At 72.5% G+C, this 23,399-nt stretch carries 22 protein-coding genes; 8 read left to right on the top strand and 14 right to left on the bottom strand.

Going from position 1 to position 23,399, the window contains the following annotated elements:
* Nucleotides 1-20: 20 nt before the first annotated feature.
* The gene (locus tag I5Q34_RS16885) at nt 21-416 is read right to left on the bottom strand and encodes an SgcJ/EcaC family oxidoreductase (RefSeq protein WP_277965534.1); all 396 of its coding nucleotides are present in this window, start codon (nt 414-416) and stop codon (nt 21-23) included.
* 202 nt (nt 417-618) lie between these two features.
* Here I5Q34_RS16885 and I5Q34_RS16890 point away from each other — a divergent pair, with 202 nt between their 5' ends.
* Entirely contained in the window at nt 619-1,242 is a 624-nt protein-coding gene (locus I5Q34_RS16890) for a histidine phosphatase family protein (RefSeq protein WP_199893120.1), read from the top strand.
* A gap of 100 nt (nt 1,243-1,342) precedes the next feature.
* On the opposite strand, the gene I5Q34_RS16895 is transcribed toward I5Q34_RS16890, so the two are convergent.
* Together I5Q34_RS16895 and I5Q34_RS34740 are read right to left on the bottom strand one after the other, a co-directional pair.
* Nucleotides 1,343-2,929, bottom strand: coding sequence for an ABC transporter substrate-binding protein (locus I5Q34_RS16895; protein WP_199893121.1), 1,587 nt, complete (start codon nt 2,927-2,929; stop codon nt 1,343-1,345).
* Between the two features lie 129 nt (nt 2,930-3,058).
* Nucleotides 3,059-3,340 carry an SCO4848 family membrane protein gene (locus I5Q34_RS34740; RefSeq protein WP_234429046.1) on the bottom strand — a complete coding sequence of 94 codons (282 nt, stop codon included), beginning with the start codon at nt 3,338-3,340 and terminating at the stop codon, nt 3,059-3,061.
* Nucleotides 3,341-3,350: 10 nt separating this feature from the next.
* Here I5Q34_RS34740 and I5Q34_RS16900 point away from each other — a divergent pair, with 10 nt between their 5' ends.
* On the top strand, nt 3,351-4,775 hold the full coding sequence (locus I5Q34_RS16900) for a D-alanyl-D-alanine carboxypeptidase (RefSeq protein WP_347343471.1): 1,425 nt from the start codon (nt 3,351-3,353) through the stop codon (nt 4,773-4,775).
* A 179-nt stretch (nt 4,776-4,954) separates the two neighbouring features.
* Here the strand turns inward: I5Q34_RS16900 and I5Q34_RS16905 are convergent, their stop codons facing one another.
* The 3 genes from I5Q34_RS16905 to trpS all read right to left on the bottom strand — a co-directional run bounded on the left by I5Q34_RS16905 (nt 4,955) and on the right by trpS (nt 7,803).
* Nucleotides 4,955-5,848 carry a YihY/virulence factor BrkB family protein gene (locus I5Q34_RS16905; protein WP_199893122.1) on the bottom strand — a complete coding sequence of 298 codons (894 nt, stop codon included), beginning with the start codon at nt 5,846-5,848 and terminating at the stop codon, nt 4,955-4,957.
* A gap of 165 nt (nt 5,849-6,013) precedes the next feature.
* Nucleotides 6,014-6,658 carry a 2'-5' RNA ligase family protein gene (locus I5Q34_RS16910; RefSeq protein WP_199893123.1) on the bottom strand — a complete coding sequence of 215 codons (645 nt, stop codon included), beginning with the start codon at nt 6,656-6,658 and terminating at the stop codon, nt 6,014-6,016.
* Nucleotides 6,659-6,789: 131 nt separating this feature from the next.
* On the bottom strand, nt 6,790-7,803 hold the full coding sequence (trpS, locus tag I5Q34_RS16915) for a tryptophan--tRNA ligase (RefSeq protein ID WP_199893124.1): 1,014 nt from the start codon (nt 7,801-7,803) through the stop codon (nt 6,790-6,792).
* A gap of 145 nt (nt 7,804-7,948) precedes the next feature.
* On the opposite strand from trpS, the gene rocD reads away from it, so the two are divergent.
* A complete protein-coding gene (gene rocD / locus I5Q34_RS16920; RefSeq protein WP_374193026.1) occupies nt 7,949-9,166 on the top strand; it encodes an ornithine--oxo-acid transaminase in 1,218 nt (405 codons plus the stop codon).
* A gap of 353 nt (nt 9,167-9,519) precedes the next feature.
* Here rocD and I5Q34_RS16925 read toward each other — a convergent pair whose 3' ends face one another.
* The 3 genes from I5Q34_RS16925 to I5Q34_RS16935 form a co-directional block, all read right to left on the bottom strand.
* Complete coding sequence (locus tag I5Q34_RS16925; RefSeq protein WP_199893125.1) at nt 9,520-10,707, bottom strand: glutathionylspermidine synthase family protein; 1,188 nt, start codon at nt 10,705-10,707, stop codon at nt 9,520-9,522.
* A gap of 6 nt (nt 10,708-10,713) precedes the next feature.
* On the bottom strand, nt 10,714-11,064 hold the full coding sequence (locus I5Q34_RS16930; RefSeq protein WP_199893126.1) for a hypothetical protein: 351 nt from the start codon (nt 11,062-11,064) through the stop codon (nt 10,714-10,716).
* A gap of 66 nt (nt 11,065-11,130) precedes the next feature.
* A complete protein-coding gene (locus I5Q34_RS16935) occupies nt 11,131-12,588 on the bottom strand; it encodes a PLP-dependent aminotransferase family protein (protein WP_199893127.1) in 1,458 nt (485 codons plus the stop codon).
* Nucleotides 12,589-12,636: 48 nt separating this feature from the next.
* Here I5Q34_RS16935 and I5Q34_RS16940 point away from each other — a divergent pair, with 48 nt between their 5' ends.
* From I5Q34_RS16940 to sph, 4 genes are all read left to right on the top strand, one after another.
* Nucleotides 12,637-13,362, top strand: a complete 726-nt coding sequence (locus I5Q34_RS16940) for an isocitrate lyase/phosphoenolpyruvate mutase family protein (protein WP_199893128.1) — start codon at nt 12,637-12,639, stop codon at nt 13,360-13,362.
* Nucleotides 13,363-13,445: 83 nt separating this feature from the next.
* The gene (locus I5Q34_RS16945; RefSeq protein ID WP_234429048.1) at nt 13,446-13,736 is read left to right on the top strand and encodes a DUF1778 domain-containing protein; all 291 of its coding nucleotides are present in this window, start codon (nt 13,446-13,448) and stop codon (nt 13,734-13,736) included.
* Complete coding sequence (locus tag I5Q34_RS16950) at nt 13,733-14,119, top strand: fic family toxin-antitoxin system, toxin component (protein WP_277965533.1); 387 nt, start codon at nt 13,733-13,735, stop codon at nt 14,117-14,119. The genes I5Q34_RS16945 and I5Q34_RS16950 overlap by 4 nt, the downstream gene beginning before the upstream one ends.
* Before the next feature lie 152 nt (nt 14,120-14,271).
* Nucleotides 14,272-15,276 (top strand): sphingomyelin phosphodiesterase, encoded by a 1,005-nt coding sequence (gene sph, locus I5Q34_RS16955; protein ID WP_199893129.1) that lies wholly within the window; start codon nt 14,272-14,274, stop codon nt 15,274-15,276.
* A gap of 33 nt (nt 15,277-15,309) precedes the next feature.
* Here sph and I5Q34_RS16960 read toward each other — a convergent pair whose 3' ends face one another.
* Nucleotides 15,310-16,602, bottom strand: a complete 1,293-nt coding sequence (locus I5Q34_RS16960; RefSeq protein WP_199893130.1) for a cytochrome P450 — start codon at nt 16,600-16,602, stop codon at nt 15,310-15,312.
* Nucleotides 16,603-16,871: 269 nt separating this feature from the next.
* On the opposite strand from I5Q34_RS16960, the gene I5Q34_RS16965 reads away from it, so the two are divergent.
* Nucleotides 16,872-17,609, top strand: coding sequence for a helix-turn-helix domain-containing protein (locus tag I5Q34_RS16965; protein ID WP_199893131.1), 738 nt, complete (start codon nt 16,872-16,874; stop codon nt 17,607-17,609).
* Here I5Q34_RS16965 and I5Q34_RS16970 read toward each other — a convergent pair.
* The 4 genes from I5Q34_RS16970 to I5Q34_RS16985 form a co-directional block, all read right to left on the bottom strand.
* On the bottom strand, nt 17,569-18,531 hold the full coding sequence (locus tag I5Q34_RS16970) for an ABC transporter substrate-binding protein (RefSeq protein ID WP_199893132.1): 963 nt from the start codon (nt 18,529-18,531) through the stop codon (nt 17,569-17,571). The two genes, I5Q34_RS16965 and I5Q34_RS16970, sit on opposite strands and share 41 nt — an antisense overlap.
* A gap of 82 nt (nt 18,532-18,613) precedes the next feature.
* A complete protein-coding gene (locus tag I5Q34_RS16975; protein WP_199893133.1) occupies nt 18,614-20,581 on the bottom strand; it encodes a proline/glycine betaine ABC transporter permease in 1,968 nt (655 codons plus the stop codon).
* Nucleotides 20,578-21,708 carry a glycine betaine/L-proline ABC transporter ATP-binding protein gene (locus tag I5Q34_RS16980; protein WP_199893134.1) on the bottom strand — a complete coding sequence of 377 codons (1,131 nt, stop codon included), beginning with the start codon at nt 21,706-21,708 and terminating at the stop codon, nt 20,578-20,580. Before I5Q34_RS16980 ends, I5Q34_RS16975 begins: the two co-directional genes overlap by 4 nt.
* On the bottom strand, nt 21,705-23,279 hold the full coding sequence (locus I5Q34_RS16985) for a GMC family oxidoreductase (RefSeq protein WP_199893135.1): 1,575 nt from the start codon (nt 23,277-23,279) through the stop codon (nt 21,705-21,707). The genes I5Q34_RS16980 and I5Q34_RS16985 overlap by 4 nt, the downstream gene beginning before the upstream one ends.
* Nucleotides 23,280-23,399 lie beyond the last annotated feature (120 nt).

The following is a 23,399-nucleotide window of genomic DNA, read 5'->3' on the forward strand; positions in this document are numbered from 1 at the left end:
ACAGACTCGATCAACAGTTATCAGGAATTGACGGCCATGTTCGAGCCGGCGGAGATCTTCCAGCCGTCCTCCTCGCGCGAAATCACGTACAGCGGCGCGCCCTTGGGGCCACCCGCCGGCTCCCCGTCCCGCGTCACCGGCTCCTGGTGCACGGTGACGGCGATGACGTCGTCCCGGATGGGGAGCATCCGGACGACCTCGTACCGGGCGAACTGGTCGGCCAGCACCGGGAAGACCCTCCGCGCCGCCTCGGCGATGGCCTCCCGGCCGTCGGCGCGGGCACCCATGGCGTTGGTCCACGTGGCGTCCTTGGAGTAGACCGCCCCCAGGGCGTCCGCGTCCTTGGCGTTGAAGGCGTCCTGGAGGTCCCGGACGACTGTGCGCACGGCCTCTTCGGTCTCAGGGGTGAGGGACACGATACGTACCGCTTTCTTGCTCGATCAGAGGAATCGCCCGTAACAACGGGGCGACACCCCGACCTCACACCCCCGGCCAAAGGAGATCAAGGGGAGTCTCAAATCCCTGTCAAAACGGCGTAGGGCGTGGTACTCCGAAACCGGACGAGCCCTCCCCCGCGTCCCCGGGTCCACAGTCTCCGACGAACCAGGAGCTCCGCCCATGCCCCCGCGCTCCACCCGCTACCTCTACCTCGCCCGCCACGGCGAGGCCACGCAGGACGGCTCGGCCCTGACGGAGAACGGCCGGCGCCAGGCCGCCCTCCTCGGCGAGCGCCTGCGCCCGGTCCCCTTCCCTGTGGTCCACCACAGCCCGCTCGGCAGGGCCGCCGAGACCGCCCGGCTGGTCGCCGAGCAGCTCGGCGGCGTACCGACGGAGACGGCGGAGGAGGCCGGCGACGGCATTCCGTACGTCCCCTGCCGCGCCGAACTCCCCGCCGAGCACGCCGACTTTCTGCTCGCCTACATCGCCCGCTTCCCCGCCGAGGCCCGCGAGAAGGGCCCGCTACAAGCCCGGCGGGCGCTCAAGCGCTTCACCGGCCCGGTGGACGGCCCCGAGGACCGCCACGAGCTCGTCATCACCCACAACTTCCTCGTCGGCTGGCTCACCCGCGCCGCCCTCGACGCCCCCGACTGGCGCTGGCTGATGCTCAACCAGGGCAACGCGGCCCTGACGGTGATCCGCTACGCCCCGGACCGCCCGGCGTCCCTGCTCGTCCACAACGACGTACGGCACCTGCCGAAGGAGCTCCGCTGGACGGGCTTCCCCCCGGAACTGCACGTCTGACACGCCAGAGGGATAGGGCTGCGGCCGCGAACACGGCGTGTCGTGACCGCAGCCCTGCCCCTCTCGCCCCGGCCCGCCTTACGTCCGCCTCACGCCCGCCTCATATCCGTCCCAGCCTCCACAGCCGCCACAGCCCCGTCCCGTCCGACAGGTACTGCGCCCCGGAGATGCTGTCCTTGCTGACCACGTACTCCTTCTTCTGCCACAGCGGCACCAGCGGCACGTCCTCCGCGACGATCTTCTGAATGGCGCGGTACGTCTCCGTCGCGCGGTCGCGGCGGCTGCTGAGCTGGGCCCGGCGGATGAGCTTCGTGACGCGGTCGTCGGCATAGCCGGAGTGCAGGGCGCTGGCGGGGCCCAGCAGCGGGCTCGTGAAGGTGTCGGCGTCCGGGAAGTCGGCGATCCAGCTCAGGCAGAACGCGTCGTAGGCGCCGCGCGCGTAGCCCTCCTGGAACTTCTTCCACTCCACGTAGGTCGTGTCGACGCGGAACAGCCCCGTCGCCTCCAACTGCCGCTTCATCATGGCCGCTTCCTCGCGCGTCGCCGCGCCCTTGGAGTAGGCGACGCGGAAGCGGACCGGGGGCGCGACCCCGGCGGAGGTCAGCAGGCGGCGCGCCGCGTCCGCGTCCGGCCGGGGGTAGCGGTCGTAGAAGGACGTGGTGTGGCCCGAAACCCCCTGCGGGATCAGCGAGTAGAGCGGCTCGACCGTGCGCCGGTGGACGTCGCGGGTGAGGACCTCGCGGTCGAGGGCGGCGGCGACGGCGCGCCGGACGGCGGTCTGCTTCACCGGGGAGCCGTCGCGCAGGTTGAAGACCAGGAAGCGGGTGTTCGCGGAGGAGTTCTCGGTGACCTGGAAGTCCTTCTCCTCACCGGGTCCCAGCGAGAGCTTCGCGGTGTCCGCGGGCGGCAGCTGGCGCGAGACGACGTCGACGGAGCGTTTCTTCCAGGCCACCGCCATCTTCGCGGGGTCGGCGAAGTAGTTCACGGTGACGGGGTGTCCGGGCTTCTTGACCGCGCCGCGGTAACGGCCGTTGGGCGTCAGCTCCGCCGTCGCGCCCGCCGCGTAGGACTTGAGCCGGTACGGGCCGGAGCCGTCCGCCGCGTCCCGGGGGCGCAGCCGGTCCGCCGGGTAGAGGGTGCTGTCCACGATCGCGCCCGCGCCGGTGGCTATCTTGAACGGGAAAGTGGCGTCCGGCGAGCGCAGCTTGAAGGTCACCGTGCCGGTGCCGCCGGTCTCGACCGACTTCAGGGTGGAGAGCAGGGGACCCGGCCCCTGGTCGGACCGGATGCGCAGGATCCGGTCGAAGGAGAACTTGACGTCACGGGCCGTCAGGTCGTGGCCGTTGGCGAACTTCAGCCCCTCGCGCAGCCGGCAGGTGTAGACGCGCAGTTCCTCGCTCGTGAAGCGGCAGTCGCGGGCCGCGTCCGGCACCGGGGCGTCGGCGCCGGGGGCGAAGGTGAGCAGGGACTGGTAGAGGTTGCCGAACAGGGCCCATGATCCGGCGTCGTACGCGCCCGCCGGATCGAGGGTGGTGACCGTGTCGGTCGTCCCCACCGTGATCGCCTCGTCGTCCCCGTCGTCGGAGGCGACGAGCGAACAACCGCCCAGCCCCAGCACCGACACCACGAGGAACGTGCTGAACGCCCCGCCCCGGGCCCGTCCCCGTCGTCTCCGGATCCCACGCATGACCGCGCCCCCTTTTCCAGTGACGCGCCTCACCTAAACACACGAACGCGCGTGCGTCCGGGGAATCGGCCAAGTGATCGGCGGCCATCCGGGTCGGGCGGGCTGCCGCCGGAGCGGGGCGGGGAAGCGCTATGAAGTGCGCCGCAACGCCCTGACTCCACGCAACCCGATGAGGCCGACGGCCGTCCCCAGAAGGAAAGAGGTAATCGCGAGCGCCAAGTGGACCCAGAAGTACGCGGTCGGCTCACCCGCGTCGTCGAAGGCGAGCCCACTCCCGTCGTTCCAGAGATTCTTTGCGAAAGTGATCCAGATGAACCAGCTCCAGACGCCGAAGGCGAGCAGGAACCAGGACACGGGGCGGGAGAGGACAGCAGGGGTGCGAGGGGCCGACGACCCGGAGGGATTCACCATGGGTTTCAGTATGCGATCCGGCACCGGCACTGGTCCTATCGGGTCCTCGGCGGGGGAGCGCGCCGCCGGCACGGCCCCGGAGCCACGGCGGAGGGGTACGTTCACCGGCGTGCCGAAGACGACATCACAGACAGTCCGGCGGCGCGGCGCCGCCCTCGTGGCCGCCTCGGCCTCGCTGCTGCTCCCCCTGGCGGCCGTCTCGCCCGCACTGGCCGCCCCGGCCTCCCCGCCGGCCACGCACTCCCCTTCGCCCTCGCAGAGTTCGCCCTCACAGACGTCACCTTCACCGGGCAAGAGTCCCTCCGACAACAAGGCCAAGCCGCCCAAGCAGCCCCCGGCGAAGATGTCCGAGGTCGGCGGCGAACTGCTGGGCAGGCCGGGCGTGCAGGTGCGGCCCGAGGCCGGGGCGCCGGCGCTGCCGAAGGGCCTCAGCGGCGACGCCTGGCTGGTCGCGGACGCCGAGTCCGGCGAGGTGCTGGCGGCGAAGAACGCGCACTGGCGCCTCGCGCCGGCGTCCACGCTGAAGATGCTCTTCGCGGACACGGTGCTGCCGAAGTTCCCCAGGACGACGCAGCACAAGGTCGTCCCCTCGGACCTGGAGGGCATGGGCGAGGGCAGCAGCCAGGTGGGGCTCAAGGAGGAGTCGACGTACTCCGTGCACGACCTGTGGCTGGGGGTCTTCCTTCGCTCGGGCAACGACGCCGTCCACGTGCTGTCCGCGATGAACGGCGGCGTGGAGCAGACCGTCCGGGACATGCAGGCGCACGCCGAGGAACTCCAGGCCGATGACACGCACGTGGTCACCCCGGACGGCTACGACGCGGACGGCCAGGTCTCCAGCGCCTACGACCTGACCCTCTTCGCCCGCTCCGGGCTGCAGAAGGCGGACTTCCGGGAGTACTGCGCGACCGCCACCGCGCAGTTCCCCGGCGAGGAGAAGAAGGGCAAGAAGCGCGAGACCTTCGGCATCCAGAACACCAACCGGCTGCTGACCGGCCAGGGCCTGCCCTTCTACAAGGGCATCGCGGGGGTGAAGAACGGCTCGACGACCAACGCCGGGAACACCTTCACGGGCGTGGCCCAGCACGGCGACCGCAAGCTCCTGGTGACCGTGATGAACCCGGAGACCAAGGAGCCCAACGAGGTCTACAAGGAGTCCGCTGCCCTGCTGGACTGGGGTTTCGAGGCGGTCGGGCACGTCAAGCCGGTCGGGGTGCTGGTGCCCCCGCGGAGCGCCGCGGGCGGCAAGGACGCGGGGAAGTCCGGCGGCAAGGCGGGCGACAAGGCGCAGGCGTCGGTCGCCGACTCCGGCGCCTCGGGCGGCGGCGGGCTGTGGACGGCCGTCGGGATCACCGGCGGTTCGCTCGTGGTCCTGGCCGGGGCCGCGTACGTGGTGCACCGCCGGTGGCCGCTCAGGCGTCCGCCCCGGCCCTGAGCAGGCACAGCCTCCTGGGCGTGTCCGATGGCTCCTGGACTGCCGCCGGGCGAGCCGCCCGTGTCACGCGGCGGGCTTTGTGAGCTGCCGACTGCCTCACAGGGAGCATCCGTTCCGGCGAGGCAGCGGCGTCAAGAGCCATCGGACATGCCCTGAGCAGGCAACAGCTCCAAGCAGGCTCAGCCCTTCTGAGCAGGCTGGGCCCTGAGCAGGTCGGCGGAGGCGTCGTGCCGCGCGGTGGCGGTCCACGCGGCACAGAACAGCAGCAGTTTCGCGGTGAAGTTGATCCACAGCAGCAGGGCGACGGGCGTGCCGAACGCCCCGTACATGCTCTTGGCCGCCACCCCGCTCAGATAGCCGCCGATCACCAGCTTGAGCACCTCCAGCCCGACCGCGCCGATCAGCGCGGCGGTCAGCAGGGTGCGCGGGTGGGGCTGGACGCGGGGCAGCCGGGTCAGGAGGTAGCACAGCAGCAGGACGTCGGCGAGGACGGCGGCGCAGAAGCCCGCGGCCGGCAGCAGCGCGCCGCCCGCCCCGCCGGACGGCAGCCCGGCCCGGCCCGCGGCCCAGCCCACCGCGGCGGACGCGAAGCCCGAGCAGCCGAAGGAGAGCAGCGCCACCGCGCCCAGGCCCAGCAGCACGCCCGCGTCCCGCAGCCGCAGCAGGAAGGGGTTGCCGGGGCTCTCCTCCAGCTCCCACACGGCGCGCAGGCACTCGCGCAGGGAGCCGACCCAGCCGACGCCGGTGAACAGCAGCAGGGCCCCGGCGACGACGCCGACCGTGCCCGCGTTGTCCACCAGGGCGCCGAGGTCGAGGGACTTGGAGATGCCGGGCACCTGCTCGGCGAGCTTCCCCTCCAGATCGCGCACCTTCGAGGGGCCGAGGACGGCGGCGGTGACGGCGGCGCCGACGGTGAGCAGGGGGAAGAGGGCGACGAAGCTGGTGAAGGTGATCGCGGCGGACAGCCGGGCCCACTTCACCCGTTCCAGGGTCTCGTAGGCGTGCCACGCGTGGGTGCGCCGCAACCGCGCCGCCACGGGGCCGAGCACGGGCAGCCGGGTCAACCAGTCCATGATCCACGTCTACCCCGGATCGACCTCGCTCCGCGGATCCGGCTCAGTCCGTGGACCTGTGGTCCCGGCCGGGGGTCCGGGGGTTGTCCCCCCGAGGAACTCAGTACCCCGGAGGGGGCGGGTCCACGGGCCGGTCACCGGACCGGTACCCGGACCGGGGAGGGTTCAGCGGGAGGTCGCGGGCGGCCGCGAGACCCCGGTCTGCCGGGGCAACGCGGCCTGGCGAGGGTCCTGGGCGTCCACCTCCGCGTCCGTCCCCGCTTCCGTCCCCACGTCCGCCCTCGCTTCCGTCCCGAAGGGGTACTCGCGGTCCAGCCGCCAGACGCCGTCGGCGCCCTGCTCGTAGAGCGCGAAGCCGGCGCTGGTCCAGGCCGCCTCGTAGTCCGCGAGCTCCTCGAAGGCCCGGTCCATGGCCTCCTCGGGGATGCCGTGGGCGACGGTGACGTGCGGGTGGTACGGGAACTGGAGCTCGCGGGCGAGCGGCCCCGCCGCGTCCCGGATCCGCTTCTGGAGCCACGAACAGGCGGCGGAACCCTCCACCACGTTGACGAAGACCACCGGCGACAGCGGCCGGAAGGTGCCCGTGCCCGACAGGCGCATCGGGAACGGGCGCCCGAGCGCGGCGACCTCGGCGAGGTGCTCCTCGATCACGGGCAGTGACGAGGCGTCCACCTCGGTGGGCGGCAGCAGGGTCACGTGCGTGGGGATGCCGTGGGCGTGCGGATCGCCGAAGCCCTCGCGGCGCTTCTGGAGGAAGCTGCCGTACGGCTCCGGGATCGCGATCGAAACGCCGAGCGTTACGGTCCCCATCGAGTTCTCCCTCCTGCGCGCCTGTAGGTCCCCGTGGTCAGTGTGGCGGCTGCGCCGCGTCCACTGCCAGGTGTGACGGACTTCTCAGCGGTGCCCGCCCGTGTCGGTGTGCTTCGTGGTGTGCTTGCCGGTCAGTGCTTGGCGGGCAGGAAGCCCACCTTCTCGTACGCCCGGGCCAGGGTCTCGGCGGCCACGGCGCGCGCCTTCTCCGCGCCCTTGGCCAGCACGGCGTCCAGCGTCTCCGGGTCGTCCAGGTACTCCTGCGTACGGGCACGGAACGGCGTCACCCACTCCACCATCACCTCGGCGAGGTCGGTCTTGAGCGCACCGTAGCCCTTGCCCTCGTACTTCTGCTCCAGTTCCGCGATTCCCGTGCCGGTGAGCGTGGAGTAGATCGTGAGCAGGTTGCTGACGCCCGGCTTCTTCTCGGCGTCGAAGCGGATCACGGTGTCGGTGTCGGTGACGGCGCTCTTGATCTTCTTCGCGGAGACCTTGGGCTCGTCGAGCAGGTTGATCAGACCCTTCGGCGTCGAGGCCGACTTGCTCATCTTGACCGCCGGGTCCTGGAGGTCGTAGATCTTCGCCGTCTCCTTGAGGATGTACGGCGCCGGGACGGTGAAGGTGTCGCCGTAGCGGCCGTTGAAGCGCTCGGCGAGGTCCCGGGTGAGCTCGATGTGCTGGCGCTGGTCCTCGCCGACGGGGACGGCGTTCGCCTGGTACAGCAGGATGTCGGCGACCTGGAGGACCGGGTACGTGAACAGGCCGACCGTGGTCCGGTCGGCGCCCTGCCTGGCCGACTTGTCCTTGAACTGCGTCATGCGCGACGCCTCGCCGAAGCCGGTCAGGCAGTTCATCACCCAGCCGAGCTGGGCGTGCTCGGGAACGTGGCTCTGGACGAACAGCGTGCAGCGGTCGGGGTCCAGGCCTGCCGCGAGCAGCTGGGCCGCGGCGAGCCGGGTGTTGGCGCGCAGTTCGGCCGGGTCCTGCGGAACCGTGATCGCGTGCAGGTCGACGACCATGTAGAAGGCATCGTGGGACTCCTGCAGGGCCACCCACTGGCGGACGGCGCCGAGGTAGTTGCCGAGGTGGAACGACCCGGCAGTGGGCTGGATTCCGGAGAGCACGCGCGAGCGATCAAGGGCCATGCACACATTCTCTCAGGTACGGACGCCCGACTCGGTCCTGCGGTGCGGGCGCGGGTGTTAGAAAGACGACAGCAGCATGCCCCGCCGCGAAGCGGAATGCCCCGCCCCGAACGGCCCGACCCGAACGGAGAGCACGTTGACCCGCATGCCGTCAATGACGCCGGCCACCGAACGCGACATCGCCGCCGCCGAGGCCCACAGCGCGCACAACTACCACCCCCTGCCCGTCGTGATCGCGAGCGCCGAGGGCGCGTGGATGACCGACGTCGAGGGCCGCCGCTACCTCGACCTGCTCGCCGGCTACTCGGCGCTCAATTTCGGCCACGGCAACCGGCGTCTGATCGACGCGGCCAAGGCCCAGCTGGAGCGGGTGACCCTCACGTCCCGCGCCTTCCACCACGACCGGTTCGCCGAGTTCTGCGCCGAGCTCGCGGCGTTGTGCGGCAAGGACATGGTGCTGCCGATGAACACCGGCGCCGAGGCGATCGAGACCGCCGTCAAGACCGCGCGGAAGTGGGGCTACCGGGTCAAGGGCGTCCCGGACGGCAAGGCGAAGATCGTCGTCGCCGACAACAACTTCCACGGCCGGACGACCACGATCATCAGCTTCTCCACCGATCCCGAGGCGCGGGCGGACTACGGTCCCTACACCCCCGGCTTCGAGATCGTCCCCTACGGCGACCTCGCCGCCCTGTCCGCGGCCGTCGACGAGCACACGGTCGCCGTGCTCCTGGAGCCGATCCAGGGCGAGGCGGGCGTCCTCGTCCCGCCGGCCGGCTACCTGGCCGGCGTCCGGCGGCTGACCGCCGAGCGGAACGTCCTCTTCATCGCGGACGAGATCCAGGCCGGACTGGGCCGCACGGGACGCACCTTCGCCTGCGAGCACGAGGGCGTCGAGCCGGACGTGTACGTGCTCGGCAAGGCGCTGGGCGGTGGGGTGGTGCCGGTCTCGGCGGTCGTCGCGTCGAGCGAGGTGCTCGGGGTGTTCCGGCCCGGCGAGCACGGGTCCACGTTCGGGGGAAATCCGCTGGCGTGCGCGGTGGCCCTGGAGGTGATCGCGATCCTCAGAACGGGTGAATACCAGGAGCGCGCGGCGGAGCTGGGCGAGCACCTGCACCGGGAACTGGGCCTGCTGGTGGGCGGGGGCGCGGTGGAGGCGGTACGGGGGCGGGGGTTGTGGGCGGGGATCGACATCGCGCCCGCGGTGGGGAGTGGGCGGGAGGTGTCGGAGCGGTTGCTGGAGCGGGGGGTTCTGGTGAAGGACACGCATGGGGCGACGATTCGGATCGCGCCGCCGCTGGTGATTTCGAAGGGGGATCTGGACTGGGGGCTGGACCAGTTGCGGGCGGTGTTGGCCGGGTAGCGGGTTTTCTCCCCGCCCCGCCCTTTCACCGTTTCCTCCGTGGCTGCGCCCCGGGGCCCGGCACCGCGCTCCGCGCGGTAGGGCGGGGGCTGCGCCCCCTGCACCCCGCTTCGGGGCTCCGCCCCGGACCCCCCACAACCGCGCTCCGCGCGGCTGTCCTCAAACTCCCCGGAGGGGGCAACCCCCGGACGGGCTGGATTTCGCGCCCGGCACTGGACGTTCAGTGCGGGCGCGCACAATCAGCCCGTCCGGCGCTTGAAGGACGAACGCGGCGCAGCCGCGTTGCCCCCGCGCGGAGCGCGCAAGAAACGGTGAAAGCGGGGGTGCCCCCTCTGGGGGCAGGGTCCGGGGCACTACAAAATCACGTGCGGCACAAACCTCGCGTACCCGTCCGTCACCAACCCCACCGACTCCCGGATCCCCATCCCCGCCGGCTCCCCGTCGACCACCCACGCCCCCAACACCACCCGGTTCCCGTCGAATTCCGGCAGCGGCGCCAACTCCTGGTAGCAGCAGGGCTCCTCGCGCGGAACGGGCGGCGGACCGCCCCCGGGGTGGATCACCACACCCGCACCCTCACGGCCCAGCAAGGGCTTCGAGACGTACGAGACCAGGTCCCGCGGACCGTCCGCGTACGACGGCAGCAGGTTCGGATGGCCGGGGAACAGTTCCCACAGCACCGCCAGCAGCGCCTTGTTGGACAGCAGCATCTTCCACGCCGGCTCGATCCACAGCGTGGACCCCGTACCGCCTCCGTTGTCCAACGTGTCGAGGACGTACGGCCCGAAGCGGTCCTCGGTCATCCACTCCCACGGGTAGAGCTTGAAACAAGCTCGCACGAACCCGTACCGGTCGTCCACGAAGCGCCCGGATATCCGGTCCCAGCCGATGTCCTCCATGGAGACGGCCCGTGTGTCGAGACCGGCCTGGGCGGCCGTCTCGCGCAGGTAGGCGACGGTCATCAGGTCCTCGCCGATCTCGTCCCCGGCCGTGTGCGCGAAGTGCACGGGCGCGCCCGGCGGCAGCAGCGGCGTCTGCCGCCGCCACGCCTCGACGAGCCGCTCGTGCAGGGAGTTCCACTGGTCGGCCCCGGGGCGGCCGGCGAAGCGGTCCTCCATCCAGAACCACTGGGCGCTCGCCGCCTCCACCAGCGACGTGGGCGTGTCCGCGTTGTACTCCAGCAGCTTGGCCGGGCCGTTCCCGTCGTAGCGCAGGTCGAACCGCCCGTACAGCGACGGGAGTTCGTCACGCCGCCGCCAGGACTCGGCGACGAGCGCGGCCAGTCGCCCGTCCCGGATGCCGAGTTCCGCGAAGCGGCCGGCCGTGACGATGTGCTCCGCCGCCTCCAGGCACATCCCGTGCAGCTCGGCGACGGTCTCCTCCAGGGCCTCGATCTCGGGCAGGGAGAAGGAGTAGTAGGCGCTCTCGTCCCAGTAGGGGCGCAGGACGCCGTCGGGGTGGCGGGTGAGCGGGTAGACGACCCCCTGCTCCTCGACGGTGCGCTGCCAGTCGGGGCGGGGCGTGGTGCGATGGCGCCGCACGGCCGGTCACCCGCCGCCGGAGCCGGAGGAGGAGCAGCCGAAGCCGCCCCGGTCCACGGCCTGGCTCTTGCTGAACGTGCCGCTGTCGGCGTAGCCGCCGGACTTGCGGTCGGCGCCGTAGTACCAACGGGCCGAACCCGAGCCGGAACCCGAGCCGGAACCGGAACCGGAGCCGCCCGAGCCGTCCTTGCACGCCTTCGCGTCCAGCTCGCGATAACCCCGCGTCACGTCATAGCTCTTCGGGTCCACGCACCGCTTGTCCGGCTCGGACCCGCAGGACGTCAGGGCCGTGGCGAGCACGCCCATCCCGCCGAGCAGCACCGTGCTGGACCGCAGTCTTCTGCTTGTGCCTGCCATTTCTCTGTCCCCCGTCGTACAACGAACGTGCCGACACGATAGACCGGGGCACTGACACCGCCCCCGTCAGCCCTCCGGCGGCAGCGCCTCCAGCAGGGCCTCCAGGGCGGCGGAGAAGGCGTGGTCGGGCGGGGTGCCGTAGGCGACGACGATCCCGTCGCCGATCCCGTCCCGGGTCGCGGCGAAGGCGTCCGCCCGCGGGTGCCGGAAGCGGGCGAGGCCCTCCAGGGCCACGCCGCGCCCGCGGGCGGCCCGGACGGTGGCCTCCTCGGTGCCGGGCGGGAGCCGCAGGACGATGTGGAGCCCGGCGGCGATGCCCGCGACGCCGATGTGCGGGGCGCGCTCGGCGAGCGCGGCGACGAGCCGGTCGCGGCGCCGCCGGTAGCGCAGCCGGACGGAGCGCACGTGCCGGTCGTACGCCCCGCAGGCGATGAACTCGGCGAGGGCGAGCTGGTCGAGGACCCCGGTGCCCCACTCCCCCGTGGCCTTCAGCCGGGCCACCTCGCCGGCCAGTTCCCCGGGCAGCACCATCCAGGCCAGCCGCAGTCCGGGCGCGAGGGACTTGCTCACCGTCCCGCAGTGGACGACGTGGTCGGGGGCCAGGCTCTGCAGCGCGCCGACCTTGCGTCCGTCGTAGCGGAACTCGCCGTCGTAGTCGTCCTCCAGGACCAGCCCGCCGGTGCGCACGGCCCAGTCGACGACGGCGGTGCGGCGGTCCGGGTGCAGGGTGACGCCGGTGGGGAACTGGTGGGCGGGGGTGAGGAGTACGGCGCCGACGCCGGGGTGCCGGTCCAGCTCCGCGACGTCCGCGCCCAGCGCGTCGACCGGCAGCGGGACGCCGCGCAGCCCCGCGCGGTCCACGGACTCGTGGTGGCCCCAGAAGCCGCGCCCCTCGACGCCGACCGCTTGCACCCCGCGCCGCCGCAGCACGCGGCCCAGCAGCGCCACGCCCTGCATGAAACCCGAGCAGACGACGATCCGTTCGGGGTCCGCCCGCACGCCGCGGACCCGCGCCAGGTAGTCGGCGAGGGCCGCGCGCAGCTCGGGGCGGCCGTGGCCGTCGCCGTAGCCGAAGGCGTCGTTCGGGGCGGCCGCGAGGGCCCGCCGGGCGGCGGCCGCCCAGGCGGCGCGCGGGAAGGTGGCGACGTCCGCCGTGCCGGTGCGCAGGTCGTACCGGGGCCGCTCGGCGGGCACGGGACGCGCCGGACGGGCGGCCGGGCGCGGCGGTACGGGGCTGGGGGCGACCCGGGTCGCCGAGCCCCGGCGGGCGGTGAGCCAGCCCTCGGCGACGAGCTGGCCGTACGCCTCGGCGACGGTGTTGCGGGCCACGCCGAGGTCGGCGGCGAGGGCGCGGGACGAGGGCAGGCGGGTGCCGGGGGCCAGCCGCCCCGAGCGCACGGCGTCGCGCAGCGCCCGGATCAGCCGGGCGCGCAGCCCGTCGCGCGGTCCGCACGGGGCCGGGTCGAGGTCGAGGTGGAGATCCGGGCCGCGCCGGTGCTCCGGAGTTGCCCATGATCCCGTCATGTAAGTGGACCATACACGCGGTCCGTTGGGCCCCTAGGCTGCGGTCCCATGACCGACTTCACGGCCACGCTGCGCGCCCTGCACCACGGACGGCTCCCGGACGACCCGCTGATCCTGCCCGGCCCCTGGGACGCGGGGACGGCCCGCGTCCTCGCCGACGCCGGCTTCCCGGCGCTGGCCACGCCGAGCGCGGGCATCGCGATGTCCCTGGGCGTGGCGGACGGCGAGGTCCCGGCGGACGAGATGTTCGCGGCGGTCGCGCGGATCGCGCGCGCGGTCCCCGTCCCCGTCTCGGCCGACCTGGAGGACGGCTACGGCCTCCCGCCCGCCGAACTGGTGGAACGCATCCTGGAGTCCGGTGCCGTGGGCTGCAACCTGGAGGACACGGACCGCCGCACGGGCCGGCTGGTGGACCCCCACGAGCAGGCCGACCGCCTCGCCGCCGTCCGCGCCGCCGCCGGTGACGCGCTCTTCGTCAACGCCCGCGTCGACAGCTACCTGCGCGACGCGCCGGAGGGCGACGCGCAGGAGCGGGCCCGCCTGTACGCGGCGGCGGGCGCCGACTGCGTCTTCCCGATCTTCGCCCCGCCGGAGCGCCTCGCGGAGATCGCCGAGGCGTCGGGCCTGCCGGTCAACGCCCTGTGCAGGGGCGGCGAGTGCGTCCCCGCCGAGCTCGGCGAACTGGGCGCGACGCGCATCACGTTCGGGCCGTGGCTGTACAAGCGGACGATGGCGGGGCTGGGCGACCTCCCGGCGGTGCTGCGACCCGCGTGACGCCCGGGCCGTCCAGTCCCGGGGCGCGGCATCACTCCTGCGGGGGATGGCCGACGTGGGGTACCACAGATACCTTCGGTGCCATGACTGACCCCAAAGCCATGAACCTGCGTTTCCGTGACCCGGAACAACGCAAGGCCATCGAAACCGCGGCGAAGGAAGCCGGCGTCAGCCTCCAGCAGTACATCCTCTCGGCGGCCTATGAGCGTGCCACGGCCGTCGAGAGGAAGTTCCTGGCAGCCTTCGAGGAGTCGATGGCCCGCAGCGGCGAGGTCTTCGCCGCCGAGCCCGGTGTGTCCGATCCGGCCCCGGAGCGGCGTGTCGCCGAGCAGCGCGCGCGAGCCGCCCTCGAGGAGCAGGGCCGCGCCGCGTGAACGAGGACCGGCGACCGCCCCATATCGACGTCCCCTACCTGCTCCATGCCGCGGAACTGCTTCCGGGCGACCCTCAAGTCGACGACTACGGGATCTTGTTCGCCGCCGTCGCCCGTATGTACGCGAGGCCGATGGGCCGGGACGTCTACGGATCCCCGCATCTGCAGGCCGGCGCGCTGCTCGTGACCCTGGTGCGGCTGCCGTGCCTGGAGCACTCGAACGACCGGTTCGCCTGGCACGCCTGCGAGGCGTTCCTCACCCTCAACGGATACCGGCTCGATTACCGGCCGAAGGACGCCGTCGCACTCGTCCGGGAGGCGGCCTCGGGCGCCGTCGACGTCGCACAGGTCGCGCGCCTGCTGCACACCTGGACCGTCAAGTAGGACCACAGGCTGCTGACACCCCATCACTCATGCCGCAGATGTGTCCACTTGGTGGACGCATCCACCCTTGCGGCGACCGGTTCGGCTAAGAGTCTCCCCGTTCACCTAAAACGATCCTGATCGATCGCAGACCGAGGGAGACCCCAGTCACGATGCCGCCGACAACGACGTCCCCGGCACGACGGACCGCCGTCACCATCGCCGCCACCGCCTCCGCCACCCTCGCCGCCGCCCTGGCCCTGCCGGCACCCGCCCAGGCGGTGGACGGCGCGGCACCGGCGTTGAAGGTCCTCACCTACAACACCTTCCTGATGAGCACCAACCTGTACCCGAACTGGGGCCAGGAGCACCGGGCCGGGGCGATAGCCGCCGCCCCCTTCTTCCGGGGGCACGACGCGGTCGTCCTCACCGAGGCGTTCGACAACGCCTCCTCCCGGACCCTGCAGGCCGGGGCCGCCACGCAGTACCCGTACCAGACGCCCGTCGTCGGGCGCGGCACCGGCGGCTGGGACGCGACCGGCGGCAGCTACTCGTCCACCACGCCGGAGGACGGCGGCGTGACCGTCCTCAGCAAGTGGCCGATCCTGCGGAAGGAACAGTTCGTCTTCAAGGAGGCGTGCGGTTCCGACCGTTACTCCAACAAGGGCTTCGCCTACGCCGTGCTGAACGTCGGCGGCAGGAAGGCGCACCTGGTCGGCACGCACACCCAGTCGACCGACAGCGGTTGCGGCAAGGGCGAGGCGGTGGCCATCAGAGCGAAGCAGTTCCGTGCGATCGACGCCTTCCTCAAGGCGAAGAAGATCCCGGCGGATGAGCAGGTCATGCTCGCCGGCGACCTCAACGTGGACGCGCGGAGCGCGGAGTACGCGGCCATGCTGGGCAACTCCGGCTTCGTGGGCGCCGACGCGCGCACGGGCCACCCGTACTCCTTCGACACGAAGCAGAACTCGATCGCCAGGTACCGCTACCCCGACGACGCCCCCGAGGACCTCGACTACGTCCTCCACCGGTCGGGCCACGCGCGCCCCGCGTCCTGGCGGAACACGGTGGTGAAGGCGGCGTCCGCGCCCTGGACGGTGTCCAGTTGGGGCAGGAAGTACACCTACACCGATCTGTCCGACCACTACCCGCTGATCTCCGGGACCGGGCGGGAGTAGCCGGAACAGCGGAAGCAGCGGGAGCGGCCGTCGTCACGCGCGCACCGTGATCGCCCCCACCGGGCACGCCCCGGCCGCCAGCCGTGCCGCCGCGCGGCGCGCGGGCGGCCGGGGTGGGATCGACGACCCGCGCCCACGCAGCGCTCGCGGTCCGCGTCGAGTTCCACCGGTCACTCCCCTCCCCCGCAGCGGCACCTCCTCCGGCGGTACGGCCAGGCGCAGGCCGGGGAAGCGGGCGGCCAGCGCGGGGAGGGCCACGCGCAGTTCGACGCGGGCCAGTTGCTGGCCGAGGCACTGGTGGACGCCGTGGCCGAAGGCCAGGTGCCCGGTGGCCTTCCGGCGCAGGTCGAGGACGTCGGGGTCGGCGAACTTCGCCGGGTCGCGGTTGGCGGCGTGGACGGCGATGACGAGCGTCTCGCCCGCCTTGATCAGCCGGCCGTCCAGTTCGACGTCCTCCAGGGCCGTCCGTATCCCGGTGTGGGCGACGCTCAGGTAGCGCAGCAGTTCCTCGACGGCGGTGTCGGGATCGCCGAGGGGCAGGGCGGTGAGCCCGGCGGGGCGGCTCAGCAGGGCGAAGACGCCCAGGGCGAGCACGTTGGCCGTGGTGTCGAGACCGGCGCCCAGCAGCAGCGCCCCGATGTTGCCCAGTTCCTCCTCGGTGAGGTCGGTGGCCGTCAGGTCGCCGAGCAGGTCGTCGGTGGGCTCGGCCCGTTTGGCGCGGACCAGTTCGCGCAGGTACTCCAGGAGGGCGCCGTAGGCGGCGTACTGCTCCTCCGGGGACAGGTCGTGGCTGTTCAGCGCGGTCGCGTTCCGCTGGAAGAACTCGTGGTCCTCGTACGGCACGCCCAGCAGCCCGCAGATCGTCAGCGCGGGGATCGGCTGCGCGAACGCCTCCACCAGGTCCACCGGGGGGCCGATGCGCTCCATGGCGTTCAGCCGCTCGGCGGTGATCTGCTCGACGCGTTCGGTGAGTTGGCGCATGCGGCGGACGGTGAAGCGGCCGGTGAGCAGCCGCCGGTAGCGGGTGTGCCCGGGCGGGTCCATGCCGATGAACATGCCGGGCGGAGCAGGCTGCTGCGGCATGTCGCCCGTCCCCGGTATCGGCGAGTGCCAGAGCTCGTGGCGCGAGCTGAAGCGGGTGTCGGCCGCGACCGCGCGGACCAGCGCGTGGCTCGTCACCAGCCAGCCCTCGTGGCCGTCGGGGAAGACCAGCCGGCTCAGCGGCTGCCGATCGCGCAGCCGCGTCAGCTCCTCGGGCGGGTCGAAGGGGCACCCCGGAGGGCGGGTGACGGGGAGCTCCGTGAGGACGGAGGGGGTGTCGGTCATCGCGCTTCCTTTCGGACGTCGGGACGTCGGGACGTCGGGACGTTCGGACGGGGACGGTTCACAACTCCGTGAAAGCTACGTTGCGTTTCGCACGGCAGCAATGCGGCCGGCGTCAAATGTGCTTGATCAGCTGGCTATTGGCGGCCGATTGTTGCAATGGCCTTGCCGGATAATGCAATTCACGACGCCGGCCGTTGCAAGGGAGTGAGGGTGAACGCACAATGTCCCCTACCGCGGGCAGAAGGCCCACAGGCAGAAGGAGGGGGCACATGCCCGGAGGCAGGCTCACCCACGACGACCGCCGGTCCATCGCGGCCGGACTGGCCGACGGGCTGGGGTACGCCGGGATCGCCCGCCGCCTGGACCGGCCGACCTCGACCGTCAGCCGGGAGGTGAACCGCAACGGCGGCCCCGGCGGCTACCGCGCCGACCACGCCCACCGGGCGTCCGAATGGCGCGCCCGCCGCCGCACGACGCCCCCGCCCGCCCCGGAGCCCGAACGCCCCGGAGCGCTGCGCGACTTCGAGGAGCGCTTCACGGAACTGCTGGTGGTCACGGGGCTCCCGAGGATGCCGGCCCGCGTGCTCACCTGCCTCTACACCACCGACTCCGGCAGCATGGCCTCCGCCGGCCTGGTCCGGAGGCTGCGCGTCAGCCCGGCCTCGGTCTCCAAGGCCGTCGCCTACCTGGAGGGCCAGGAGCTGGTGAGGCGGGAGCGGGACGGCCGGCGCGGGCCCGAGCGGTACGTCATCGACGACGACGTCTGGTTGCGGGCGATCCTGATGAGCGCCCGGACGAACGCGGCGCTGGCCGAGGCCGCCTTCCAGGGGGTCGGCGTGTTCGGCGCGGGGACGCCGGCCGGCGCCCGGCTGGAGGGCGCCGGCCGCGTCCTGCGGCACGTCAGCGACGACCTCGTCGAGAAGGCCGGGCACTGGCGGCGGGCCCTGGCCCGCGGCGGGCCGGACGTCAGTCCACCCACGCCTTCCACACGTCCGGATGCGCCTTGACCCAGCGCTCCGCCGCCTTCTCCGCCGACAGCTTGTCCTCCGCCATCAGCTGGGCCACCTCGTTCTGGTCCTGCTTCGACCAGCGGAACTTCTTCAGGAAGCGGGCCGCGTCGCCGCCGTCCCGGGAGAAATCGGCGTTGAGGTACTTCCTCAACTCGGACGTCGGGTAGGCGCAGTCGACCGAGTCGGGGTCCTTTTCGCCCTTCGCCGCGCACGCGTCGGTGTACGGAGGCAGCTTGACCTCGACCATCGGCACCTGGTTGAAGAGCCACTGCGGCTCGTACCAGTAGGTCAGGAACGGCTTCCGGTCCTTGGCGAACTGCTTGATCTGGGTGATCTGCGCCGCCTCGGAGCCCGCGAAGACCACCTGGTAGTCCAGGTTCAGGTTCTTCACGAGCGCCTTGTCGTGGGTGACGTAGGACGGGGAGCCGTCCAGGAGCTGGCCCTTGCCGCCGCTCTCGGGGGTGCGCAGCCGCGCCGCGTACTTGTCGAGGTTCTTCCAGTCGAGGACGTCCGGGTGGGCGTCCGCGAAGTACTTCGGGACCCACCAGCCGATGTGGCCGTCGACGCCGAGCGGGCCGCCGTCGGCGACGGTCTTCTTGTCGCGGACGTAGCGCTTCTCCTGCTCGGGGTGGCCCCAGTCCTCCAGGATGGCGTCCACGCGGCCCTGGCTGAGCGCGTCCCAGGCGGGGACCTCGTCGACCTGGACGGTGTCGACGCGGTAGCCCAGCTCGTGCTCCAGCAGGTACTGCGCGACCGCCGTGTTGGCGCGGGCGCCGACCCAGGACTGGACGGAGAGCGTCACGGTCCTGGCGCCCGCCGCGTTGGCGTACGGCGAGCCCTGCTTGGTCATGTCGGCGGCGCCGCAGCCGGTAAGGGCCAGGAGGCCGAACGCGGCCCCGGCGGCGGCCAGGCGTTTCATGCCCGCCCCGCGTCGCCGGTCCAGCGCGCCCCGGGGGCCCGTGGTTCCGGCCGGGGGTCCGGGGGTTGCCCCCCGGGAAAACTCAGCAGCGCGCATCGTGCGCCCCCTTCGTCGGCTGGGTGACCCGGTCGAGCATCAGCCCCAGGCAGGCGATCGAGACGCCGGCCACCAGGCCGACGGCGAGGTCGCCGCGCGCCAGGCCGAAGACGACCTCGTAGCCGAGCCCGCCGCCGCCGACGAGCGCGCCGATGATGACGACGGAGAGGACGAGGACCACGGCCTGGTTCACCGCGAGCAGCAACGCGGGCCGCGCGAGCGGGAACTGGACCTGGAGCAGCTGCTGCCGTCCGGTCGCGCCGAGGGAGCGCGAGGACTCCATGGCGCCCGGGCTGACCTGCCGCAGCCCCTCGCCCGCGATGCGGATGACGGCCGGCAGCGCGTAGACGACGGCGGCCGCGGCGGCCGGGGCCCGGCCCACGCCGAACAGGGCGACCACCGGGATGAGGTAGACGAACTGCGGCATGGTCTGGAAGACGTCCAGCACCGGGCGCAGCCACCGCTCCGTGCGCCGGCTGCGGGCCACCGCGACGGCGACGGCGAAGCCGAGGACGAGCGTGGCGGCGACGGCCGCCAGCACCTGCGACAGGGTGTCCATGGCGGTGTCCCAGCGGCCCATGACGCCGATGGCGGCGAGGGCGAGGACGGCGGTCAGGGTGGTGCGCCAGGTGCCGATGGACCAGGCGAGGGCGGCCACGAGGAGCAGGGCGCCCCACCAGGGGAGGGCCGTGAAGCCGTCACGGAGCGGGTCGAGGACCCAGCCCGTGTAGCGGGCGGCCCAGTCGGCGGTGCCGCCGATGCCGGGGATGCCGGTGTAGAGGTGGTCGACGAGCCAGTCCTTGGCCTTGTTGACCGGCCCGGCGATCTCGATCACCCAGGACTTGGGCCAGGTGTCGGGGACGGTCAGCGCCAGTGCGGCGACGGCGGCCAGGCCGAGGCCCCATGTGGTGGCGGTCCGGGTGCGCCCACCGGCTTCGCCCTGCGGGCGGCGCGCGCGGCCCGACGTCGTGCGGTCCAGGACGACCGCCAGCAGCACGATCGGGATGCCCGCCGCCAGGGCCGCGCCCACGTCCACCGTCGACAGGGCCTGGTAGACCCGGTCGCCGAGGCCGTCCGCGCCGATCACCGAGGCGATGACCGCCATCGAAAGGGCCATCATGATCGCCTGGTTGACGCCCAGCAGCAGCTGCTCGCGCGCCATCGGGAGGCGGGCGGTCAGCAGGCGCTGGCGGCCGGTGGCGCCGAGGGAGTCGACCGCCTCCAGGACCCCGCGGTCCGTGGAGCGCAGGCCGAGCGCGGTCAGCCGGGCCATCGGCGGGGCCGCGTAGACGACCGTCGCCAGGACGGCGGGGGCGACGCCGATGCCGAAGACCAGGACGACGGGGAGCAGGTACGCGAAGGCGGGCAGCGCCTGCATCGTGTCGAGGACGGGCCGCAGCACGCGGAACGCGCGCTCCGAGAGCCCGGCCGCGAGGCCGAGCAGCGCGCCGACGAGGACGGACGCGGCGACGGCGACGACCATCAGCGCGAGGGTGCGCATCGTGGGCACCCACATGTCCAGCAGCCCGCACGCCGCGAACGACGCGAGGGCCGTGACCCCGGCCCGTACCCCGGCCGCCCGCCAGGCGACCAGGGCCGCGCCGGCCGTCACGCCCGCCCAGCCGAGGGCGAGCAGCACGACGTACACGCCGTGCACGGCGGCGATGACGCCCGCGCTGATGTACCCGAAGAAGTACAGGAAGAGCCAGTGGCTGTCGCGGTTGTCCACGATCCAGTCGCCGGCCGAGCGCAGCGGCCCGTCGAGCGAGACGCTCAGCGCGCCGGGCCAGCCGCCGCTCCCCCACAGGACGTGGGCGAGCGGGGCGAGCACCGCCCCGGCCGCGGCCAGCAGCAGGAGCTTGCGGGCGGTCCGGTGGCGCAGCAGCGCCCGGAGCCGGTCCGGAGCGGGAGCCGTGACCACGGAACGGGGGGTGGTGGTACCGGTGGTGCTCATGCGGCGGCTTTCTCCAGGCGGCCATGGCCTTCCAGGCCCGCGACGACCCTCAGCAGGCACTTGAAGTCGACGATGCCGACGCACCGTCCGTCGTCCAGGACACGGGCGGGGCTGCCGTCGCGGGCGACGACGTCGATGGCCTCGGCGACGGTCGTGCCGGCCCCGACGGTGGGCCCGGAGCCGCCGCGGGCCTCGGCGAGGGTGGCCGGGCGCATGGCCCGGCGCACGGTGAGCACCTGCTCCCGGGGCACGTCGCGGACGAAGTCGCGGACGTAGTCGTCGGCCGGGGAGCCGACGATCTCCTCGGGGGTGCCGCACTGCACGACGCGGCCGTCGCGCATCAGCGCGATGCGGTCGCCGATGTGCAGGGCCTCGGCGAGGTCGTGGGTGATGAAGACCATGGTGCGGCCCTCGTCGCGGTGCAGCCGGACGACCTCCTCCTGCATGTCGCGGCGGATCAGCGGGTCGAGGGCGCTGAACGGCTCGTCGAACAGCAGCACTTCGGGGTCGGCGGCGAGCGCGCGGGCGAGGCCCACGCGCTGCTGCTGGCCGCCGGAGAGCTGCGCGGGACGGCGGCCCTCCATGCCGGACAGGCCGACCTTGTCGATCATCTCGGCGGCCCTGGCGCGGCGTTCGGCCCTGGCGACGCCCTGGATCTCCAGCCCGTAGGCGACGTTGTCGAGCACGGTGCGGTGCGGGAGCAGGCCGAAGTGCTGGAAGACCATGGCGGCGCGGCGGCGGCGCAGTTCGCGCAGCGCGTTCTTGTCCATCCCGAGGACGTCCTCGCCGTCGATGGCGATGCTGCCGCTGGTCGGCTCGATGAGCCGGGTCAGGCAGCGCACCAGCGTGGACTTGCCGGAGCCGGACAGGCCCATGACGACGAAGACCTCGCCGGGGCGGACGTCGAAGGAGACGTCGCGGACGCCGACGGTGCAGCCGTGCTGCTCGCGCAGGTCTTCCGGGGAGAGCCCGGCCAGCTCCGTGCCGGGGACGCGTTCGGGCTTCGGCCCGAAGACCTTCCACAGGTTGCGGACGGAGAAGACGGGCGCCGCGTCGGCCTCCGTTACCGCATCCGTGGCGGTATCGGCGGCAGTGGTGGCATCGGCTGCGGTGGTGGTAACAGTCACCGGCGATCACTCCTCTCGTCAGGGGTGGACGCAAGCAGCTCCGCGCACTTCTCCCCCACCATCAGCACGCCGATCATCGGGTTGACGGCGGTCATCGTCGGGAAGACGGAGGCGTCCGCGATGCGCACCCCGTTCAGGCCCCGGACGCGCAGCTGCGGGTCCACGACGGCGAGTTCGTCGTCGGCGGCGCCCATGCGGCAGGTGCCGGCCGGGTGGTAGACGGTGTGGGCGACCTTGCGGGCGTACTCGCTGATCTCCTCGTCCGTGGTGATCTCCGGACCGGGGCAGACCTCGCGCTTGAGCCAGCCGGCCAGCGGCTCGGCCTTGGCTATCTCGCGGGCGAGGCGGATGCCGTCGACTAGGGTGCGCGCGTCGTAGTCCTCCTCGTCCGTGAAGTAGCGGAAGTCCAGGGCGGGCTTGACGGACGGGTCGGCGCTCGTCAGGTACAGCCGGCCGCGGCTGCGCGGCTTGGGGATGTTGGGGGTCATCGACACGCCGTGCTCGGGCTTCTCGTAGCCGAGACGCTCGGGGTTGTCGGTGAAGGGGATCTGGTAGAAGTGGAACATCAGGTCCGGCCCCGACGAGTTGGGGTCCCGCCGGACGAACAGGCCCGCGTCGGAGTCCATCGCCGAGTTCTCGGGGATCGGCCCGTCGGTCTCCCAGACGATCACCGACTCGGGGTGGTCGAGCAGGTTCTCGCCGACGCCCGGCAGGTCGTGGACGACGGGGATGCCCAGGGCCTCCAGGTCGGCCTTCGGGCCGATGCCGGAGTGCATCAGCAGGCGCGGCGTGTCGACGGCGCCCGCGCACAGCAGCACCTCCCGTCCCGCCTCGACGAGCAGTTCCCGCCCGTCCTTGGTGCGGGCGCGGACGCCGGTCGCCCGGTCGCCGTCCAGCTCCAGCTTGTGCACCCAGGTCTCCAGCAGGATGCGGAGGTTGGGGCGGTCGCCCGCCTCGATGTGCGGGTGGAGGTAGGCGACGGAGGCGGAGGACCGCTTGTTGTTCTCCGGGTGGTAGGCGAGGTCGAAGAAGCCGACGCCGTCGTGGAAGGGCTTCTCGTTGAAGCTGCCGACGCGCGGCACGTCCGCGGTCTTCCGCGCGGCCTCGACGAAGTCGCGGGCGATGGCGTTGCGGTCCTTCTCGTCCACCGGGACGATGTTGTTGCGCAGCTTGCCGAAGTACGGGTCCATGGAGGCCGCGTCCCAGCCCTCGGCCCCGGCGGCGGCCCACTCGTCCCAGTCGCCCGGCAGCGGCTTGAAGGAGATCAGCGTGTTGTGCGAGGAGCAGCCTCCGAGCACCTTGGCGCGGCTGTGCCGGATGTGCGAATTGCCGCGCGGCTGCTCGGTGGTGGGGTAGTCGTAGTCCAGGTCGCCGCCGAGCAGGCCGAGCCAGCGGCGCAGCGTGAGGACGTCGGGGCGGTCGATGTCGGTCGGGCCGCCCTCGATGACGACGACGCTGGTCCCGGGGTCCTCGGCGAGTCGCGAGGCGATCACCGAGCCGGCGGTGCCGCCGCCGACGACGACGTAGTCAGCGGTGATCTTCGGGGCTGCGGGGGCAACTGCGGGGGGCATTCGGGGCTACTCCTCTGTCGCTGAAGGTGCTGCGCTGATGGGTGGTACGGGGGTGTCGGCCGGCTTTCGTGTACCGGCCGGCACTTCCGTGTGTCAGCCGGGCTTCGTCTGCCAGCCGGT

The sequence above is a fragment of the Streptomyces sp. AV19 genome (genome assembly GCF_015999245.1).
Lineage (GTDB): Bacteria > Actinomycetota > Actinomycetes > Streptomycetales > Streptomycetaceae > Streptomyces.

Bases quoted from the DNA above. Each gene is read 5' to 3' on its own strand.
- I5Q34_RS16890 (WP_199893120.1), top strand. From the start codon at position 619: ATGCCCCCGCGCTCCACCCGCTACCTCTACCTCGCCCGCCACGGCGAG.
- I5Q34_RS16895 (WP_199893121.1), bottom strand. From the start codon at position 2,929: ATGCGTGGGATCCGGAGACGACGGGGACGGGCCCGGGGCGGGGCGTTC.
- I5Q34_RS34740 (WP_234429046.1), bottom strand. From the start codon at position 3,340: ATGGTGAATCCCTCCGGGTCGTCGGCCCCTCGCACCCCTGCTGTCCTC.
- I5Q34_RS16900 (WP_347343471.1), top strand. From the start codon at position 3,351: ATGCGATCCGGCACCGGCACTGGTCCTATCGGGTCCTCGGCGGGGGAG.
- I5Q34_RS16905 (WP_199893122.1), bottom strand. From the start codon at position 5,848: ATGGACTGGTTGACCCGGCTGCCCGTGCTCGGCCCCGTGGCGGCGCGG.
- I5Q34_RS16910 (WP_199893123.1), bottom strand. From the start codon at position 6,658: ATGGGGACCGTAACGCTCGGCGTTTCGATCGCGATCCCGGAGCCGTAC.
- trpS (WP_199893124.1), bottom strand. From the start codon at position 7,803: ATGGCCCTTGATCGCTCGCGCGTGCTCTCCGGAATCCAGCCCACTGCC.
- rocD (WP_374193026.1), top strand. From the start codon at position 7,949: ATGCCGTCAATGACGCCGGCCACCGAACGCGACATCGCCGCCGCCGAG.
- I5Q34_RS16930 (WP_199893126.1), bottom strand. From the start codon at position 11,064: ATGGCAGGCACAAGCAGAAGACTGCGGTCCAGCACGGTGCTGCTCGGC.
- I5Q34_RS16935 (WP_199893127.1), bottom strand. From the start codon at position 12,588: ATGACGGGATCATGGGCAACTCCGGAGCACCGGCGCGGCCCGGATCTC.
- I5Q34_RS16940 (WP_199893128.1), top strand. From the start codon at position 12,637: ATGACCGACTTCACGGCCACGCTGCGCGCCCTGCACCACGGACGGCTC.
- I5Q34_RS16945 (WP_234429048.1), top strand. From the start codon at position 13,446: ATGACTGACCCCAAAGCCATGAACCTGCGTTTCCGTGACCCGGAACAA.
- sph (WP_199893129.1), top strand. From the start codon at position 14,272: ATGCCGCCGACAACGACGTCCCCGGCACGACGGACCGCCGTCACCATC.
- I5Q34_RS16960 (WP_199893130.1), bottom strand. From the start codon at position 16,602: ATGACCGACACCCCCTCCGTCCTCACGGAGCTCCCCGTCACCCGCCCT.
- I5Q34_RS16965 (WP_199893131.1), top strand. From the start codon at position 16,872: ATGCCCGGAGGCAGGCTCACCCACGACGACCGCCGGTCCATCGCGGCC.
- I5Q34_RS16970 (WP_199893132.1), bottom strand. From the start codon at position 18,531: ATGAAACGCCTGGCCGCCGCCGGGGCCGCGTTCGGCCTCCTGGCCCTT.
- I5Q34_RS16975 (WP_199893133.1), bottom strand. From the start codon at position 20,581: ATGAGCACCACCGGTACCACCACCCCCCGTTCCGTGGTCACGGCTCCC.
- I5Q34_RS16985 (WP_199893135.1), bottom strand. From the start codon at position 23,279: ATGCCCCCCGCAGTTGCCCCCGCAGCCCCGAAGATCACCGCTGACTAC.